The 18214-nt window shown below is 72.3% G+C and carries 13 protein-coding genes and 1 pseudogene; 4 read left to right on the top strand and 10 right to left on the bottom strand.

Going from position 1 to position 18214, the window contains the following annotated elements; all coding sequences use genetic code 11:
* Positions 1-19 precede the first annotated feature (19 nt).
* From ACGFYY_RS13935 to ACGFYY_RS13925, 3 genes and pseudogenes are all read left to right on the top strand, one after another.
* Positions 20-127 (top strand): annotated as a pseudogene (locus ACGFYY_RS13935) (cupin); the annotation flags it as partial.
* A gap of 72 nt (positions 128-199) precedes the next feature.
* Positions 200-1816 carry an ATP-binding protein gene (locus ACGFYY_RS13930; protein WP_393709194.1) on the top strand — a complete coding sequence of 539 codons (1617 nt, stop codon included), beginning with the start codon at positions 200-202 and terminating at the stop codon, positions 1814-1816.
* Positions 1813-2514 (top strand): response regulator, encoded by a 702-nt coding sequence (locus ACGFYY_RS13925; protein WP_393709192.1) that lies wholly within the window; start codon positions 1813-1815, stop codon positions 2512-2514. The genes ACGFYY_RS13930 and ACGFYY_RS13925 overlap by 4 nt, the downstream gene beginning before the upstream one ends.
* Before the next feature lie 35 nt (positions 2515-2549).
* Here the strand turns inward: ACGFYY_RS13925 and ACGFYY_RS13920 are convergent, their stop codons facing one another.
* From ACGFYY_RS13920 to ACGFYY_RS13910, 3 genes are all read right to left on the bottom strand, one after another.
* Positions 2550-4142: a cation acetate symporter gene (locus tag ACGFYY_RS13920; RefSeq protein ID WP_393709190.1), complete on the bottom strand. Its 1593-nt coding sequence runs from the start codon at positions 4140-4142 to the stop codon at positions 2550-2552.
* Positions 4139-4627, bottom strand: a complete 489-nt coding sequence (locus tag ACGFYY_RS13915; protein WP_393709188.1) for a DUF485 domain-containing protein — start codon at positions 4625-4627, stop codon at positions 4139-4141. The genes ACGFYY_RS13920 and ACGFYY_RS13915 overlap by 4 nt, the downstream gene beginning before the upstream one ends.
* A 175-nt stretch (positions 4628-4802) precedes the next feature.
* On the bottom strand, positions 4803-6923 hold the full coding sequence (locus ACGFYY_RS13910) for a DNA topoisomerase IV subunit B (protein ID WP_365264165.1): 2121 nt from the start codon (positions 6921-6923) through the stop codon (positions 4803-4805).
* Between the two features lie 448 nt (positions 6924-7371).
* Here ACGFYY_RS13910 and ACGFYY_RS13905 point away from each other — a divergent pair, with 448 nt between their 5' ends.
* A complete protein-coding gene (locus ACGFYY_RS13905; RefSeq protein WP_030028922.1) occupies positions 7372-7605 on the top strand; it encodes a hypothetical protein in 234 nt (77 codons plus the stop codon).
* Between the two features lie 110 nt (positions 7606-7715).
* Here the strand turns inward: ACGFYY_RS13905 and ACGFYY_RS13900 are convergent, their stop codons facing one another.
* From ACGFYY_RS13900 to ACGFYY_RS13870, 7 genes are all read right to left on the bottom strand, one after another.
* Complete coding sequence (locus ACGFYY_RS13900) at positions 7716-8642, bottom strand: serine protease (protein ID WP_365264161.1); 927 nt, start codon at positions 8640-8642, stop codon at positions 7716-7718.
* Between the two features lie 154 nt (positions 8643-8796).
* Positions 8797-10380 (bottom strand): RNA polymerase sigma factor, encoded by a 1584-nt coding sequence (locus tag ACGFYY_RS13895; RefSeq protein ID WP_393709185.1) that lies wholly within the window; start codon positions 10378-10380, stop codon positions 8797-8799.
* A gap of 379 nt (positions 10381-10759) precedes the next feature.
* On the bottom strand, positions 10760-11647 hold the full coding sequence (locus ACGFYY_RS13890) for a FadR/GntR family transcriptional regulator (protein ID WP_314248682.1): 888 nt from the start codon (positions 11645-11647) through the stop codon (positions 10760-10762).
* Between the two features lie 191 nt (positions 11648-11838).
* Positions 11839-13653 (bottom strand): ATP-binding cassette domain-containing protein, encoded by a 1815-nt coding sequence (locus ACGFYY_RS13885; protein ID WP_393709183.1) that lies wholly within the window; start codon positions 13651-13653, stop codon positions 11839-11841.
* 181 nt (positions 13654-13834) lie between these two features.
* On the bottom strand, positions 13835-14581 hold the full coding sequence (locus ACGFYY_RS13880; RefSeq protein WP_365264152.1) for an NUDIX domain-containing protein: 747 nt from the start codon (positions 14579-14581) through the stop codon (positions 13835-13837).
* Positions 14582-14698: 117 nt separating this feature from the next.
* The gene (locus ACGFYY_RS13875; protein WP_393709180.1) at positions 14699-16687 is read right to left on the bottom strand and encodes a glycogen debranching N-terminal domain-containing protein; all 1989 of its coding nucleotides are present in this window, start codon (positions 16685-16687) and stop codon (positions 14699-14701) included.
* A gap of 212 nt (positions 16688-16899) precedes the next feature.
* Entirely contained in the window at positions 16900-18162 is a 1263-nt protein-coding gene (locus ACGFYY_RS13870; RefSeq protein ID WP_365272297.1) for a DUF4192 domain-containing protein, read from the bottom strand.
* Positions 18163-18214: the final 52 nt, after the last annotated feature.

The following is an 18214-nucleotide window of genomic DNA, read 5'->3' as shown; positions in this document are numbered from 1 at the left end:
GGGAGCCGGCGCCCGACGCCAGCGGATCGCCTACGGGAAGGTGCCGCCGGAATCCCTGCTGGAGGTCCGGGAACTCTACGACACCCACTTCACCCGCAGTGACGCCTGGAACACGGTCCGGGCATGACACAAGTGGGGTACCCGACAAGTCGGGCGTAAGCATTCCGCTTGCACCGGAGCCGACCTAACGTTGCTGCCCATGCGGTTCCCCCTCGTGAGCGCTCGACGCCTCGGGCTGCCCAGACGGGCCGTCTCCCAGATCCTGCTGACCCAGCTGGCCATCGCCGCCGGGGTCGCCGTACTGGCGACCGGACTGTTCCTGGCGCCACTCAGCGCCCAGCTCGACGACCAGGCCATGCGGCGCGCCTTGGCCATCGCGCAGAGCGCCGCGGCCGACCCCGCGCTGGCCGCCGGGGTCCTGTCCTCCGGGGCCTCGGCCGACAGCCCCGTGCAGTCCTCGGCCGAGCGGATCCGCCGCGCCACCGGAGCCGAGTACGTGGTCGTGCTCGACCTGGACGGCATCCGCCGCTCGCACCCGAGCGCCGACCGGATCGGGCTACCCGTCTCCACCGACCCGAGCGACGCCCTGGCGGGACGCGAGGTCATGGAGATCGACGAGGGCACCCTGGGCCGCTCCGCCCGCGGCAAGGTTCCGCTCCTCGCCGCCGACGGCGAGATCATCGGCGCCGTCTCGGTCGGCATCGCCTACGACAGCGTCCGCGACCGCCTCCTCGGCGCGATCCCCGGTCTGCTCGCCTACGCCGGCGGCGCCCTGGCGGCCGGGGCCCTCGCGGCGTACCTGCTCTCCCGCCGAATCCAGCGGCAGACCCGCGATCTGGCCTTCTCCGACATCGCCGGCCTGCTCGCCGAGCGCGAGGCCATGCTGCACTCCATCCGCGAGGGCGTGATCGCCCTGGCCCCCGACGGCAGGGTCCGGCTGGTCAACGACGAGGCCGCCCGCCTGCTGGGCCTCCCGCCGGACGCCGCCGACGGTTGCGCGGGGCGCCCGCTGGAGGTCGTACTGGGCGCGGGCCGCACCGCCGACGTCCTGTCGGGCCGCGTCACCGGCCGGGACCTGCTCACCGTCCAGGGCCCCCGCGTGCTGGTGGCCAACCGGATGCCCACCGAGGACGGCGGCGCCGTCGCCACCCTGCGCGACCGCACCGAGCTGGAGCACCTGAGCCGCGAGCTCGACTCCACCCGGGGCCTGATCGATGCGCTGCGCGCCCAGGACCACGAGCACGCCAACCGCCTCCACACCCTCCTCGGCCTGCTGGAGCTCGGCCTGCACGAGGAGGCGGTGGAGTTCGTGACCGAGGTCGCCGGCGTGCACCGCACGACCGCCGAACAGGTCACCGAAAAGGTCCACGACCCACGGCTGGCCGCCCTTCTGGTGGGCAAGGCGACCGTCGCCGCCGAACGCGGCGTCCCTCTGCGTCTGGCAGGCACCAGCCTGCTCCCCGACCGCCTGGTCGACCCCGGCGGTCTCGTCACGATCCTCGGCAACCTCGTGGACAACGCCCTGGACGCGGCCGCCGGTTCGGCGACGCCCTTGGTCGAGGTGGAGCTGCGCGCGGAGGGCCGTACCGCCGTGCTGCGGGTGCGCGACAGCGGCCCCGGGGTGCCCGCCGCACGCCGCGAGGAGATCTTCACGGAGGGCTGGTCCACCAAGCAGCCCAAGGCCCACCGCGAGCGCGGGCTGGGCCTCGCCCTCGTTCGCCGCCTCGCGGAGCGGCAGGGCGGCAGTGCCCGGGCCGGTGAAGCAGCGGACGGAGGGGCGGAATTCTCCGTCGTACTCCCGGAGGCCCTGCGGTGAACGAGACCCCGATCCACGTATTGGTCGTCGACGACGACGTGCGTGTTGCCCTGATCAACGCGGCGTACGTGGCGAAGGTTCCCGGTTTCTCGGTGAAGGCGCGGGCCCATTCGGCCGCCGAGGCCCTGGAGTTCCTCACCTCGCAGCCCGTGGACCTCGTCCTCCTGGACCACTACCTCCCCGACGAGAACGGCCTGGACCTGGTCCGGCGCCTACGACAGCTCGGGCACCGCACCGATGTGATCATGGTCACCGCCGCCCGCGATCTCGCCACCGTGCAGGCCGCCATGCGCCTCGGCGCCCTGCAGTACCTGGTCAAACCCTTCACCTTCGCCGGACTGCGCAGCCGTCTGGAGGCCTACGGGGCCCTGCGCCGCACCCTGGACACGGGCGGCGAGGCCGAACAGGCCGAGGTCGACCGGATCTTCGGTGCCCTCGCCGCCGCGGGAACCCCGAACGAGCTCCCCAAGGGCCACTCCGCCAGCACCGCGGAGCTCGTCCGTCAGGTGCTGCGGTCGGCCGAAGGCCCCTTGTCCACCCAGCAGATCGCCGACCGTGCGGGCATCAGCCGACAAACCGCGCAGCGCTACGTCAAACTCCTCGAACGCACCGCCCGGGTCAGTCTCGCCCTGCGCTACGGCGAGACCGGCCGCCCGGAGCACCGCTACACCTGGCTCCCGTCGGAGGGACCGGCCTGACGGACCCGGCTGCCCGACCGAGCTGTCCGGCCCGCTCAGACCGCACCGGCGCCGGTCAGGGCGCGGACCTCCGTCTCCGCGTGCTTCGCCTCGTCCGCCTCCTCGCCCGAGGTGACGGTGCCCAGCCAGCCCGCCAGGAAGCCCAGGGGGATCGAGACGATCCCCGGGTTCTGGAGCGGGAAGTACTGGAAGTCCACCCCGGGGAAAAGGGATTCGGGGCTGCCCGACACCACCGGCGAGACGAGCACCAGCAGCACGGCCGGAATCAGACCGCCGTAGACCGACCAGACGGCTCCGCGCGTGGTGAAGCCGCGCCAGAACAACGAGTACAGCAGCACCGGCAGATTGGCCGAGGCCGCCACCGCGAAGGCCAACCCCACCAGGAAGGCCACGTTGAGGTCCTGGGCGAGCAGTCCGAGGGCGATCGCGACCGCGCCGATGCCGACGGCCGCGACCCGGGCCACCGCGACCTCGCTGCGCTGACGGGCGTGCCGGCGCTTGAGGGAGGCGTACAGGTCGTGCGCCACGGATGCCGAGGAGGCCAAGGTGATACCGGCCACCACCGCCAGGATGGTGGCGAAGGCGATCGCGGCGACGAAGGCGAACAGCACCGCGCCCCCGGTGGTACCGGCGCCCCCGCCGAGGAAGGCCGCCAGCAGCGGAACGGCCGTGTTGCCCGAGGCGTTGGACGCCCGCACCTCGTCCGGTCCCACCAGCGCGGCCGCACCGAAGCCGAGCACGATGGTCATCAGGTAGAAGCCGCCGATCAGCCCGATCGCCCACACCACCGACCGGCGCGCCGAGCGCGCGGTGGGCACGGTGTAGAACCGCGACAGGATGTGCGGAAGCCCGGCCGTCCCGAGGACCAGCGCGAGACCGAGGCTCATGAAGTCGACGCGGGCGGTCCAGTCCCCGCCGTACTTGAGGCCGGGGCTCAGGAACGCCCGGCCGTGCCCGCTGCGATCGGCGGCGCTGCTGAGCAACTGGTCGAAGTTCCCGTGGAAGCGCAGCAGCACGAGCACGGTCAGGGTGATCGCGCCGCCCATCAGCAGCACGGCCTTCACGATCTGGATCCAGGTGGTGGCCCGCATCCCGCCGAAGGATACGTAGACCACCATCAGCGCGCCCACCCCCACCACGGTGAGGGTCCGGGCGACGGCGCCCGTGTTCCCCAGCAGCAGGCCGACCAGGCTGCCCGCGCCGACCATCTGTGCGATGAGGTAGAGGACGGACACCACGACCGAGGAGGTCCCGGCCGCGATCCGCACCGGTCGCTCGCTCATCCGGGCGGCGACCACGTCGGCGAGGGTGAAGCGCCCGCAGTTGCGGACCAGTTCGGCGACGAGGAAGAGCACCACGAGCCAGGCCACGAGGAAGCCCACCGAGTACAGCAGGCCGTCGTAGCCGAAGAGGGCGATCAGACCGGAGATGCCGAGGAAGGAGGCGGCGGACATGTAGTCGCCCGCGATGGCGAAACCGTTCTCCATCGGGGAGAACAGTCGTCCGCCGGCATAGAACTCCTCGGCCGACCCGTGCCGGTTCCGGCTGACCCAGGTGGTGATGCCGAGGGTCACGGCGATGAAGACGCTGAACAGGATCAGCGCGAGGGTCTGGTGCTCGGTGGTCACCGGCCGGCCCTCCTCGCCCGGGTCCGGTCCTGGCCACGCTCCTGCTCGAAGACGGTCCAGCGCAGATCGAGCGCGGCCCGGTCCCGGCGCAACCGCGCGTGCCGCGCGTACGCCCAGGTCAGCAGGAAGGTGCTGAGGAACTGGCCGAGCCCCGCCAGCATGGCCACGTTGACCGCGCCCACCACGGGCCGGGCCATGAGGCCGGGCGCGGCGGTGGCGGCGACCACATAGGCGACGTACCAGAGGAAGAACCCGGCGGTGGCGGGGACGACGAACCTGCGGTAGCGGGTGCGCACCTCCTGGAAGGCGGCGCTGCGCTGCACTTCGAGGTAGATGTCGGATGCGCCGGGCGCGGGACGTCCGCCACCGGGGACCGGGGTCGGCCGGGACGTTTCCTCACCCTCGCCCCACCCGACGGCCAGCGCGTCGTACCAGGGGTCGTCCAGCCGGATCGTTCCGGTATCACGACCTTCGTGCTTGTCCACCGAACACTCCTTGTCCGCCGCCGCATTGGCCGCGTGCCCACAAGGATGTGCGGAATGGGCGCTTTCCGGACTGGTGTACCGGCGCACTTCACTCCAACAGGTGATGGAGTGATGAGCGCCGGTATGCCGTGGCGCCTGTGGTGTCGGGTGCCGCCGCACTGCGGCGGCACCCGGATCAGGCGTCGATGCGGGAGCGGTCCAGGGTCGCCGCGGAGCTCGTGATGAACTCCTTGCGCGGAGCCACCTCGTTGCCCATGAGCAGGTCGAAGACCTGCTCGGCCGAGTCCAGGTCGCCGATGTTGATCCGGCGCAGGGTGCGGTGGCGGGGGTCCATGGTGGTCTCCGCCAGCTGGTCCGCGTCCATCTCGCCGAGACCCTTGTAGCGCTGGATCGAGTCCTTGTACCGGATGTTCTTGCGCTGGTACTCCAGCAGGGTCTGGCGCAGCTCGTTGTCCGAGTACGTGTACACGTACTTGTCCTGGCCCTTCTTCGGCTGGACCAGCTCGATCCGGTGCAGCGGGGGCACGGCCGCGAAGACCCGGCCGGCCTCGACCATCGGTCGCATGTACCGCTGGAAGAGCGTGAGCAGCAGGCAACGGATGTGCGCGCCGTCGACGTCGGCGTCGACGAGCAGCACGATCTTGCCGTACCGGGCGGCGTCGATGTCGAAGGTCCGGCCCGATCCGGCTCCTATGACCTGGATGATCGCTCCGCACTCGGCGTTCTTGAGCATGTCCGAGATCGAGGACTTCTGAACGTTGAGGATCTTGCCGCGGATCGGCAGGAGCGCCTGGAACTCCGAGTTCCGGGCGAGCTTCGCGGTGCCCAGGGCGGAGTCGCCCTCGACGATGAAGAGCTCGCTGCGGTCCACGTCGTCGCTGCGGCAGTCGGCCAGCTTCGCGGGGAGCGAGGAGGTCTCCAGCGCGGTCTTGCGGCGCTGCGCCTCCTTGTGCTGACGGGCCGCGATCCGGGTCCTGGCAGCCGCGACGATCTTCTCCATCACGGCGCGGGCCTGCTGCTTGTCGTCGCGCTTGGTGGAGGTCAGGAAGGCCTTGAGCTCCTTGGCGACCACGGCGGCGACGATCCGGGTGGCCGCGGAGGTGCCGAGCACCTCCTTGGTCTGGCCCTCGAACTGCGGCTCGGCGAGGCGGACGGTGACGACGGCCGTCATGCCCTCCATCGCGTCGTCCTTGACCACGTCGTCCTCGGCGACGCGCAGCAGCTTGGCCGAGCGCAGCACCTCGTTCACGGTCTTGGCGACCGAGCGCTCGAAGCCGGAGACGTGGGTGCCGCCCTTGGGGGTGGCGATGATGTTCACGAAGGACTTGACGTTGGTCTCGTACCCCGTGCCCCAGCGCAGGGCGATGTCCACGCCGAGCTCGCGGGTGACCTCGGTGGGCGTCATGTGGCCGCGGTCGTCGAGGACCGGGACGGTCTCCTTGAAGGTACCCGTGCCGGTCAGGCGCAGGACGTCGCAGACGGCCTTGTCCTGGGCCAGGTACTCGCAGAATTCGCTGATGCCGCCGTCGAAGCGGAAGGTCTCCTCGGTCTTGCCGGCTCCGTCGATGCCGCGCTCGTCGCGAACGACCAGGGTCAGGCCGGGGACGAGGAAGGCGGTCTGGCGGGCGCGCTGGTAGAGCGTCTCCAGGTTGAGGCGGGCGTCCTTGAGGAAGATCTGCCGGTCGGCCCAGTAGCGGATCCGGGTGCCGGTCTTCCCCTTGGCGACGCGCTTGGCCTTGCGGAGGCCGTTGGCCGGGTCGAACGGGCTCTCGGCGCCCTGCTCGGTGAACATTCCCGGCACGCCGCGGCGGAAGCTGATGGCGTGGGTCGCGCTGTTGCGGTCGACCTCGACGTCGAGGCGGGCGGAGAGGGCGTTGACCACGGAGGCGCCGACGCCGTGCAGACCGCCGGAGGCCGCGTACGAGCCACCGCCGAACTTGCCGCCTGCGTGCAGCTTGGTCATGACGACCTCGACGCCGGACAGGCCGGTCTTGGGCTCGACGTCCACGGGGATACCGCGGCCGTTGTCCCGGACCTCGACGGAGGCGTCCTCGTGGAGGATCACCTCGATGTGATCACAGTAGCCGCCCAGGGCCTCGTCGACGGAGTTGTCGATGATCTCCCACAGGCAGTGCATGAGGCCCCGGCTGTCGGTGGAGCCGATATACATGCCGGGGCGCTTGCGGACGGCCTCCAGCCCTTCGAGGACGAGCAGGTGCCGCGCGGTGTAGTTGGAACCGTCCCGGTCTGCTCCGGACAGCAGCGCGCTGGAAGGCACGGACGTGTCGGCGGTCACGCAGTTCGCTCCTCGCTGAATTTCTTTTCTGGCCCGGTCGGGCGCAGGGGTGGCTCGGGTGCCGCTCGAAGGGTACCGAGGCCAGGTAGAGCCGATGCAACGCCACCCTCGCCCTTTCTGCAGCCTAGTCCAGATCCGCACGAGTGTTCGATCCCCCGCGCGGGTGAAGGAAACATCACGTTCCCTTCCGCGCATGAACCATTTAGGGTTCGGGCACGTCCTCATGAACAACCTGGCACTCTCGCCGGGGGAGGATGGAACTGCAACAAGCGCACGACTGACAACGCGAAACCGTAAAGCAACGCAATACGGCTCCTTCGCCGCCAACCGGCAACAGCCGGCCAGCTTCGGAAGGAAGTTTCGAGGAAAAGCCGCGAGCGGGAACGTTTTCGGCCTGGTTGGATGTTGACCCTGGTACGACAGCTCGTCGAGCTAGAGAAGAGGCGACGTGACTACTGTTCTGACACCCGCGACCCCGCTGACGGCCGCTGACCGATGCGACCGTTGCGGCGCCCAGGCATATCTGCGCGTCGTCCTGCTGAGCGGCGGTGAACTGCTCTTCTGTGCCCACCACGGGCGCAAGTTCGAGCCGGAACTCAAGAAGATCGCCGCGGAAATACAGGATGAGACCGAGCGGCTCACGTCCGCTCCGGCTGCCCATGCCGAACCCGAGGACCGCTGACACAAGGCCTGCACCTCGCATCCGACGAGCCAGGACCGGCTAGGCCGGTCGACGGGCGGCACCCCTGAGACCCAGGGGTGCCGCCCGTCCTCACATCCGCGACCCGGTGGCTACGGCGTGCGATGCCCCTGTACGGGCCCTGCGTACGGCCCGGAGGCCCCGCGGACGTCCCGCCGGATGTCCCGTACCTTCGCGGGCTGCGCGCCCGTCTCGGGGGCCAGCACGAAGTCGACCAACGGTGCGACACGCGTGTAGACCCCGGGGCTGTCGGCGCGGCCGCAGCCCCGGCCCCACGAGACCAGGCCGATGAGCCGCCCCTGCGCCACCAGCGGCCCGCCGCTGTCGCCCTGGCAGGCGTCCTTGCCCCCGCCGCTGTCTCCCGCGCAGACCATGGACTCCGCGCGGTACCGGCCGTCCGCGTCCCCGGGGTAGGCGCGCTCGCAGACCGTGTCCGCCAGCACCGTCACCGCCGCGGCACGCAGCCCGTACGCGTAGTCACCGAAACCGCTCGTGTCGCCCCAGCCGTACACCGCGGCGCCGGTCCCGGCCGCGTAGGCGGAGTGCCCGGCCCCGGCCATGGGCAGCACGTGGTCCGCCGGCACCGACTCGGCGAGCTCCAGAACGGCGAGGTCCCCGGCGTTGCTCACCGGGTCGTAGGCCGGGTTCACCCGCGCCCCGCGCACCGCGATCTCGCGGCCGTCGGCCGCCCGGAGCTCCGTACGTCCGGCGATCACCCGGAAGTCCGCCACGGATTCGACCGGGCCGCCCAGCACCTGGCTGCCGAGACAGTGCGCGGCCGTCAGCACCCTGGTCGGGGAGACGACCACGCCTCCGCAGAACTGCCCGCCCCGCGTACCCCCGAACCGGTCACGGCTGGCGAGGGCGACGACCCAGGGGCTGTCGGCCACCTTCACCGGCTTCCCGCCGATCACCACGCTGTCCGCGGCCGCCTGCGGCACCTGGGCGAACGGCGCCGCGGCCGCTCCCGCCGCCAGGGTCAGCGCTCCCGCCAGAGCACGGGCAAAGGGACGACGCATGAGGCCTCCTGACTCCGAGTGTGCATGACTCCACCCAGAGTGGGTCGCCCGGTGGCCGAGCGCACCCGCGCGGCCACCGTCGCCCTGTCCTCACCATCGGCTTTCGGCGGCGGCCGGCGCCGCCGAAAGCCGACCGATCCCGATCAGTCCCGGATCAGTCCAGGTAGTCGCGCAGCACCTGGGAGCGGGACGGGTGCCGGAGCTTCGACATCGTCTTGGACTCGATCTGGCGGATCCGCTCACGGGTGACCCCGTAGACCTTGCCGATCTCGTCCAGGGTCTTGGGCTGGCCGTCCGTGAGGCCGAAGCGCATCGAGACCACGCCGGCTTCGCGCTCACTCAGGGTGTCGAGCACCGAGTGCAGCTGCTCCTGCAGCAGCGTGAAGCTCACGGCATCGGCCGGGACGACCGCCTCGGAGTCCTCGATGAGGTCACCGAACTCGCTGTCGCCGTCCTCGCCGAGCGGCGTGTGGAGGGAGATCGGCTCGCGGCCGTACTTCTGGACCTCGATGACCTTCTCGGGGGTCATGTCGAGTTCCTTGGCCAGCTCCTCCGGGGTGGGCTCGCGGCCCAGGTCCTGGAGCATCTGACGCTGGACACGGGCGAGCTTGTTGATGACCTCGACCATGTGCACCGGGATACGGATGGTGCGTGCCTGGTCGGCCATGGCGCGCGTGATCGCCTGGCGGATCCACCACGTCGCATAGGTCGAGAACTTGTAGCCCTTGGTGTAGTCGAACTTCTCGACCGCGCGGATCAGACCCAGGTTGCCCTCCTGGATCAGGTCCAGGAAGAGCATGCCGCGGCCGGTGTAGCGCTTGGCGAGGGAGACCACGAGGCGGAGGTTGGCCTCCAGCAGGTGGTTCTTGGCGCGGCGGCCGTCCTCGGCGATGATCTCCAGCTCGCGCTTGAGCTTGGGCGCCAGCTTGTCGGAGTTCGCCAGCTTGTCCTCGGCGAACAGACCCGCCTCGATGCGCTTGGCGAGCTCCACCTCCTGCTCGGCGTTGAGGAGGGGGACCTTGCCGATCTGCTTGAGGTAGTCCTTGACGGGGTCGGCGGTGGCTCCCGCGACCACGACCTGCTGGGCGGGGGCGTCGTCCTCGTCGTCGGAGATGACGAAGCCCTTGTTCTCCCCGCCCTCCTCCTCTTCCTCGGCCTCGCCCTTGGCGGCGTCGGGACCCTCGTCGGGGGTCTCGTCCTCGCCCGCCTCGTCCGCGTCCTTCTTGGCGGCGGTCTTCTTCGCCGCCGTCTTCTTGGCCGCGGTCTTCTTGGCCGGCGCGGCCTTCTTCGCCGCCGTCTTCTTCGCCGCCGTCTTCTTGGCGGCGGGCTCCGTTCCGGGCTCTCCCGCGAGCGCGTCCACGGTCTCCGGATCCGCCGCCCCGGCTTCCGGGACCGCGGTGGCTGCGGGCTGCGCTGCCGTCGTCCTGGCCGCCGTCTTCTTGACGGTCTCGGTGGCCGTCCGCTTGGCAGGGCTCTTGGCTGCGACGCTCTTGCGGGTGGCGCGCTTGGGCGACTCCGCGGCACTGACCATCAGCGTCACACCCTCTTCCTCGAGGATCTGGTTGAGGCTGCGCAGAACATTCTTCCACTGGGTCGCAGGAATCTGGTCAGCCTCGAAGGCCCGACGCACGTCATCGCCGGCGATCTGCCCCTCGGCCTTGCCCCGCTCGATGAGCGCCATCACAGACTCGGAATCGGCGATCTCCGGCGGGAGCGTACGGGATGTGCTGGCCGACACGAACAACCTCTCGGAACGATGGGAACGGCTTCCGACCCCGGGCCTGGTGGTGCTGGACCGGAGCCGACGACCACCGACCGGGGATGGGCCGGCGGCGCGGGCAGGGGCCGGGGAGCTGCACAGCACCCCCAAGGGCTGCTGTCTTCCCTCCGTCGGCCATCACCTCTTACGTCATCGCGTGACCTCGCAGAGCGTTACGCCCAATCTTCGTGGCCCGAGTCACACCCCGTACTCAGGAGTGCCGCTCCTGTGGTCGAACCCGGCGTGTCGCAGAGGCCGAACCACCACGAAACGGGGCCTCACGCCGGTGTCGCCGGACCCGACCGGGCCCGGCGACATGTTCTGCACCTCCGCGCCCCGCGCCCCGCGCGTCCGCCCGTCAGTGCTCGCGCGGGGCGGGGACCACGCGCTCGACCTCCGGATGAACCGTCAAGAGCTGACGCATGGCGTTCTCGGCACCCGTCGCGTCACCCGCGGCCAGGGCCTCGACCATCCGCGCGTGGTGCGCGACGCAGGTCTCGCTGGGGCGGTCGCAGGCGGTGATCGGGCTCCCGGAGACCTGGAGGGCGGCGGAGACGATGCCCGAGAGGTGTTCCAGCATGCGGTTTCCGGCGACCTGGATGAGGAGCGCGTGGAACTCGTTGTCGGCGCGCGCGAAGGTGATCGCGTCGCCCTGACCGAGGGCGTGGCCCATGATCTCGACCATGTCCGCGAGGCGCTGCTGGATGTCCGGGCGGCCGTGGCCGGCGGCGAGGCGGGCGGCGAGCGGCTCGATGGTCCAGCGGAGCTCACCGAGCTCGCGGCGCTGGTCGTCGCGCTGCGGGCCGAAGGCGCGCCATTCGATGATGTCGGGGTCGAGCAGGTTCCAGTCGGCGACGGGACGGACCCGGGTGCCGACGTTGGGGCGGGCGCTGACGAGGCCCTTGGCCTCCAGGACCCGCAGCGATTCGCGGACCACCGTGCGGGAGACCTCGAAACGCTGGCCGATCTCCTCGGGGACGAGCGGACGGTCCGCACCGAGGTCACCGGAAACGATCATCTGGCCGAGCTGCTGGACGAGTTGGCCGTGCAGTCCGCGTCCGCGGCTGCCTGCCGCTCGGCGGCCCACGCGGCTCAACTCGACATCGGCGCCGTCCCAGTGGGGTGCTCCGACGCGGTCGGACCCGGGGGTCTCCGCGTAGGGGTAGCGGTCGAGTTCGCCCGGGCCGGCGAGGCCGGAGTCGGCGTGGCGGGCGGCGGTCATCATGGTGTGCGCAAGGGTACTCACGAATCCTTTGTCGGCCGTGCCTCCATGACCCTTGAGGTCTTTGGTGAAAAGCACACGAAAGGGTGATCGGTGCCACCTACGCAATTGACGACTTATCGTAAAGAATCGGGCCTTTTGCGGGGAGTTGCGGTCCGCTTGACGTGACACGGACCGCATCGGTCCCCTCCGCGACTTCTCCCGAACCGGAACGATCACCAACGGACCCGGCTGCGCAGTCCGGTGAACCCATAGGCGCACAACAGGACCATCAGCGACAACACCAGCGCGGTCCCCACGGGTTGGGCCATCACCCGGAGGGCACCCACCAGCAGGCGGTCGACCTCCGGCGGCCACTGCCCCCAGGTCAGGCCGCGCAGCCGGGCCGCCAGCCCGGTCGACGGGTACGCGGACGAGCCCTCCAGCGCCTTGCGCACCAGCGGAACCACCATCACCGGTACGGCGAGCACCGCGGCCAGTCCCGCGGTCGCGGACCGGAAGACGCCGGAGGCCAGCACTCCGGCCCAGGCACAGCCGATGAGCAGCCCGGCCCAACTCGCGGCCGGGGAAAGCCACTCCACCGGCGTGCGCAGCGGGGCGCTGTCGAAGACCAGCGCGAGGGCGGCGGCGTCGGCGGCCACCGTCAGGGCGCCCAGCAGCAGGGCGAGGGCTGCGCAGGTGCCCAGCTTGGCGGTGAGGAGTCCCATCCGGCGGGGCACGGTGCCCCGGTCGGCGGCGAGTGCGGGGTAGCGGTACTCCTCACCGAAGGCCAGCGCGCCGAGCAGTCCCGCGCCCAGGGCGGCGGGCGGCAGCGGCAGCAGTTCGGGCCAGGCGGCGAGCAGCCGGTTCTGCGGGGTCTGCCCGGCCCGGGCCAGGACCAAGGCGGTGAGGACGGAGACGGTGACGACCAGCGCGGCGGTGAGAACGGGGGTGGCGGTCCCGAAGACCCGGAGCAATTCGTAACGCAGGGGCCGCAGCGGGCCGCCCACGCGGCGCACGGTCGAGGCCGGGCGCCCGGAGCGGATCTGCCGGGGGTGCTCGCCGGGAGACTCGGCGGCTGTTTCGGCGGCGGTCTCGGCGGCGGTCTCCGTACGGGCCGCGCCGGGTTCCGGCGGGGTTCCGGCAGCGGTGCGCGCGGCCGGGACCGCAGGTGAAGCTCCGGCGTCGCCCGTCTCGTCGGCGAGCTGATGGACGAGCACGCCGTGCCGGAACGCCGCTTCGCCCACCTCGGCGCAGTTGCTGCCGTACACCGAGAGGCGGCTGCCGCTCTCCGCGACGATCTCCACCGCCCGCCGGGCGGCCCGGGCCTCACGGCCCAGCACGTCGGCCAGTCGGGCCGCGTGCGGGGTGCGCACGGCGACCCTCGGCCGCAGCCGGGTCCGGGCGAACTCGGCCGCGTCCTGGTCGGCGACGAGCCGGCCCGCGTCGATGCTGACGACGCGGTCGGCGCTCCGGGCGGCCTCCTTGGCGTCGTCGGTGGTGAAGAGCACCGCTCCGCCGAGGGAGGCGTGGCCGCGCAGCAGGCCGTGCAGCCAGGCGCGTTCGCGTGGGGAGAGTCCGGCACCCGGCTCGTCGAGCAGCAGGGTGCACGGATCGGCGAGCAGGGCCGAGGCCAGTGCGACCCGGCGTTCCATGCCGAGCGACAGCGAGCCGAGCCGCTGGTCCCGCAGTCCCGCGATGCCGACGACCTCCAGCATCGCGTCGGCCCGGGAGGCGGGCACCCCCGCGGCGGCACAGAGCATCCGCAGCTGGTTGCGGACGGTCCGCGCGGGGTTGCCGGGAACGTCGCCCAGGAGCACTCCGACCTCACGGCCGGGGTGCGGGATCCGGTGCAGCGCACGGCCGCGGAAGTAGGTGACGCCGCGGCCCGGTTCGAGTTCGAGCATGAGCCGCAGTGCGGTGGTCTTGCCCGAACCCGGCTCGCCGAGCAGGGCGGTCACATGCCCTGGGCGGGCCTCGAAGGTGAGGTCGTCCACGAGGGGCGGGGCGTCGGGGCGGGGCTTGCTGGTGAGTCCGATGGCCTGGAGCATCGCTTCTCTCGCGGGGGGTGAGACCGCTCAGCGGCAGGATGGGTACCCCAAGCAAGATAACGCGATATGTCCGATATTCAGCGCAACCGGTCCGATGGGATGCCGATACTGCCACCCCGGGCCCCTGCCGGACGGCGGGTCCGGCCCCGGCCCCGGCGCGGGTGCCTCGTACGCCGCGGTGTCAGACTTCCGGACGCAGCATCGGCGGGTTGAGCAGAGTGGCCCCGCCCGCCCGGAACAGCTGGGCCGGACGCCCACCCTGACGGGTCGTCGTACCTCCGGCAGGTACCAGGAATCCGGGGGTACCGGTGACCTTGCGGTGGAAATTGCGCGGGTCGAGGGACACTCCCCAGACCGCCTCGTAGACCCGGCGCAGCTCTCCGACGGTGAACTCCGGCGGGCAGAAGGCCGTGGCCAGCGAGGAGTACTCGATCTTCGAGCGGGCCCGCTCCACACCGTCGGCGAGGATCCGGGCGTGGTCGAAGGCGAGTCCCGTGGCGTCCTCGTCACTGCCGGCCAGCACCTCGTCGACCGGAGCCCAGCGCGCGCTGTTCGCATCGCCCCCGGCCCGGGGCGCAGGCAGGTCCGGAGCCAGCACCAGGTGCGCCACGCTGACGACGCGCATCCGCGGATCCCGCTTCGGATCGCCGTAGGTGGCCAGCTGTTCGAGGTGTGCCCCGTTGCCCGCGCCGGGTAGGGCGGGGTCGTGGGCGCAGAGGCCGGTCTCCTCGGAGAGTTCCCTGGCGGCGGCCCCCGCCAGGTCCTCGTCCCCGCGGACGAAACCTCCGGGCAGCGCCCAGCGGCCCTGGAACGGCTGCTCACCTCTCCGGACCACCAGCGCGCAGAGCGCGTGGCGCCGCACGGTGAGCACGACCAGGTCGACGGTGACGGCGAAGGGCGGATAGGCCGACGGGTCGTAGGGCGACATGCCGCGATCATAGTCGTCTGCCTGACGATAAACAGCGCTTTGGTGACCTTGAAGACAGCGCCCCGGAGGCGGGGGCCTTCGATCGGGCGGACGGCCCGGCCGGAACGGGGTGCGTGCTCAGCCACCCAACTGGAGCGCATCGGCCGCCTCCTCCACCATGCCGAGGCCGAGCCGGCTGATCCGGACGGCGAAGGGCTCCCCCGCGATCCGGAGCCCCGAGAATCTGAGCCCGCCCAGCGGGGCTCCGGACAGGGGTGCGAGGGCGACCGTGCCCATGGGGGCGTCGGGGCGGATTCCGGCGAGGGCGGTCAGCGCGTGGATCCCGGCCGCCGCGGCCACGGCGGCCGGGCGGCAGGCCGCCGGGTGCGGTACGGGGGCGCTGCCCGTGGTGCGCTGCTCGGCCCCGAACATCTCCGGAAGCCGGTAGCCGAAGGCCTCCGCCGCGTCCAGCAGGCCACCGAGCAGGCCCGCGGCCTCCTTCTCGAAACCTGCCTGGGCCAGGCCGGCCACGGCCACCGCGCTCTCGTACGCCCGCACGGCGCCCGAGCGGTGGCCGAACGGGTTGTATCCCGGCTCTTTGAACGCCATGCTCCGCAGCCCCCATCCGGAGTCCATGGCGGGGGCTCCGAGCAGTCGGGCGAGCTGCTCGGCCCGGGTGCGGTCCAAGAGCCCGGGCGCGAGCCGACCGCCACCGAGCAGTCCGGTGTCGAGCAGGTGGGCGGCGGCCCCCGTCAGCCGTGGCAACGGCCTTCCGTCGGGGTGGAGGGCCGAGGCGGGGCGGCCGCCGTCCGGACCGTCGATCCAGAACCCGGCCCGGAACCGCTCCCGCAGCCCGGCCGCCCGATCCCGCCACTCCTCGGCTCCGGGCCGCCCGCACGCGGCGAGCAGGTCGGCGCCGAGCACGGCGGCCCGATGGGCGTGGGCCTGGGTCTCGCAGCGACGCGGACCCGGGTCGGGGTCGGCAAGGAAGCCGTCCTCCCCCAGGGCGCCCCGCAGCCACTGCAGGCACCGTTCGGCGGCCGGGAGCAGCCGGGCCACCTCCTCCTCCGGCATGCCCCAGAGCCGGGCCTCGGCCAGCACCACGGGGAAGGCCAGGGTCGCCTCGGTGCCCGTGCAGCCCGGTGGAAGCTGCGCGCCCGCTCCGCGCAGCGGGCCCGGGATCTTCCCGAGGTCCGGCCCCGGACCCTCGGTCTGGGTGCGGGCGAGGATGCGCAAGGTGGCTGCGGCAAGACCGGTCCCGAGGGGCAGCGCCATCCGTGCGGCCCACAGCGACTCCGCCGGGGCCAGGCCCAGCCGCCAGGGCGCTCCCGCCGCGGCGAAGGCGTCGCCCGGCCCCTCGGGGTCGCGCAGGAGCAGCGCACCCAGATCCTCGACGCTGGTCCGGAACCATGCCTCGGCTCTCGGATCGTCCCCTTCGGCCCGGGCGTCGGCCAGCGGGTTCGCCACCTGCCCGGCCGGCGCCCGACCCACCCGGTGCTGCGTGGTCCGCAGCTCGATGGTGCGGGCTTCGCCGGGAGCCAGGTCCAGCTGCCAGCGCAGCAGCCCCGCCGAGGCCAGCGCGTCGTCCGGCGGTGGCTCGGCGGCGGTCACGGCCTGGGCCTCGCCGGTGCTCCAGCGCAGCCCGGCGGCGTGCACCCCGGCGGGCAGCTCCGGCCCGGCCCGACCGGCGGCCACGGCGGCCAGCTCCGCCAGGTCGGTGCCGAGCAGCACCTCCACGGGCAGGCGCACCGGCCGGGCCGTGAAACTGCGCAGGGTGATCCGCTCGGTGCCGTCCGCCTGCCGGACCCGTTCCACACCGATGTCGGGGTCGGGGCCGGGCTCGGCTCCGGTGCGCACGGTCGCGGTGAAGACGGCCCGATCGGCGGCGAGGCTGCGCCCCTGCACGGCGACCGGGTCCCGGCCGCCGACTCGCAGCACGCAGCGGGAGAGCAGCCGGCGCCCGGAGCGGTAGATCCCGTCGATCCCCTGCCCGGTCAGTTGGCCGTGCTCCGGTGAAATGGCCAGACAGGGCGCGGAGACGCAGATGACGGCATCGTGCACGGGCGGCAGTTCGGATCTGCGCGCGGCGGGCACGCCGGGTGGGCGGGGAGGTGCGGGGTGAGACATGTGTCGCCTTGTCTGCGCTCCGGTCGGTTCGGCTGGGCGGCGGCGCGGCCGGACCCCCACCACCCCACAGCTGAACGCCCCCGACCCCGCCCGGGTCACGGTCGGGGGCGCCGTCCGGGCGTGCCCGGCGTCGCGCCCACGGCGCCGGCCCAGGCCCAGGGCGTACCGGAGCAGGCGTACCGGGCCGCCGGAGGAGGTGGACCGGTGCGCGCTCACTGTTCGCTCCCCGCGGTACGGCGCGTTCCACGTCGGGTGGCGCGGTCCCGTCGGCCGGGAGGGCGGGTACCGGCGGAGGGGCGCCCGCGCCGGGGCTCCCGGCGGCGCCGCTCCTCCCGCAGGCACTGCCGCAGCCCTTCGGGGTCGATCCCTTCGTTGCAGGCGTGGTGGAGCAGCTGGGCGAAGCGGTACTCGGCGTCGGCCCGCAGGGCCAGGCCGAAGGCGATCCGGGCGGTCGGCTCGTCGCCCGTGGACCACGAGACCCAGCCGGCGAGGGTGAGCGGGGCGGCCGCGTGCTCGCCGTAGGCGCCGACGCAGCGCCGGGCCAGGGCCCGCCACAGCCGCAGGGCCGGAGCCGCCTCCTCGTCCTCCATCCATTCCGCGGCGACGTCGCGGATCTCGCGGTCCTGGAGGCCGAGGATCAGTGCGGCGGCCTCGTCGTGGCCGAGCAGCGCGTCGTCCCAGTCGTCGGCGTGGGCGCCGCCTTCGACGGGCGGGGCCAGTGTCATGCGCCGCATCAGGGTCCTGGCCAGGGCGATGGTCTCCGTACCGACCTCCTCGCGGGTGGCCCCGTCGAGGATCCTGGGCATCAGGGCGGCGGCGGCCCGGTCCAGAGCCTGTTCCGCCTCCTCGGCCACGGCACCGCGCAGCGGTGCCAACCTGCTCTCGATCTCCTTGAGGGAGCCCCTGACCTGGAGTCCGGCGAAGGTGGCCGTGGCGGCCAGCACCGAGGTACCGACGGCGGCCAGCCTGCTGCCCTCAGCAGGGCAGCACCGCTCGTCGGGGCACACGTAGGACCAGAACCGCCCCTCCGACAGGCACATGGCCTCCAGCACGGGCACGTCCAGTGCGCCGCAGGCCAGCCGGATCCGCTGGGCGAGGGGGCGCAGCCGGGTCATCACCCGCCGCCCGCTCTCCTCCCCGGTCGGTTCCTGGCAGAGGTAGACGACGATGCCGTCCGGCTTGCCGCCGCGTCGTTCGCTGCCCCTGATCAGGCACTCGGCGACCTGTCGGGCGGTGTCCTCCCATTCCGCGGGCGAGCTGGGGATACCGACGCGGAGGCGACCGCCGAAGCGTCCGCCTTCGCCGTGCACGGCGACCATGACGAGGGAGTCACTCGGGTGGAAGCCGAGCATGTAGGGCAGCGCGTCGGCCAGTTCGGCCGGGCTGCGCAGGGTGATCTGGGGTCCGGTGGCAGCTCCGGCCGGGCTGATGGAGGGCCGGTCGGACGGGGTGCGTGCTTCGTGGTTGTTCGTCATGCCACGAAGGTCCCGCGCATGATCCGATCCCGAAAGCCCTGTGGATAACTCC

Source organism: Streptomyces sp. NPDC048331 (genome assembly GCF_043201215.1).
GTDB lineage: Bacteria > Actinomycetota > Actinomycetes > Streptomycetales > Streptomycetaceae > Streptomyces.
Note: the sequence above shows the minus strand (reverse complement) of the source record. Positions and strands in the feature narration are given on the sequence as shown.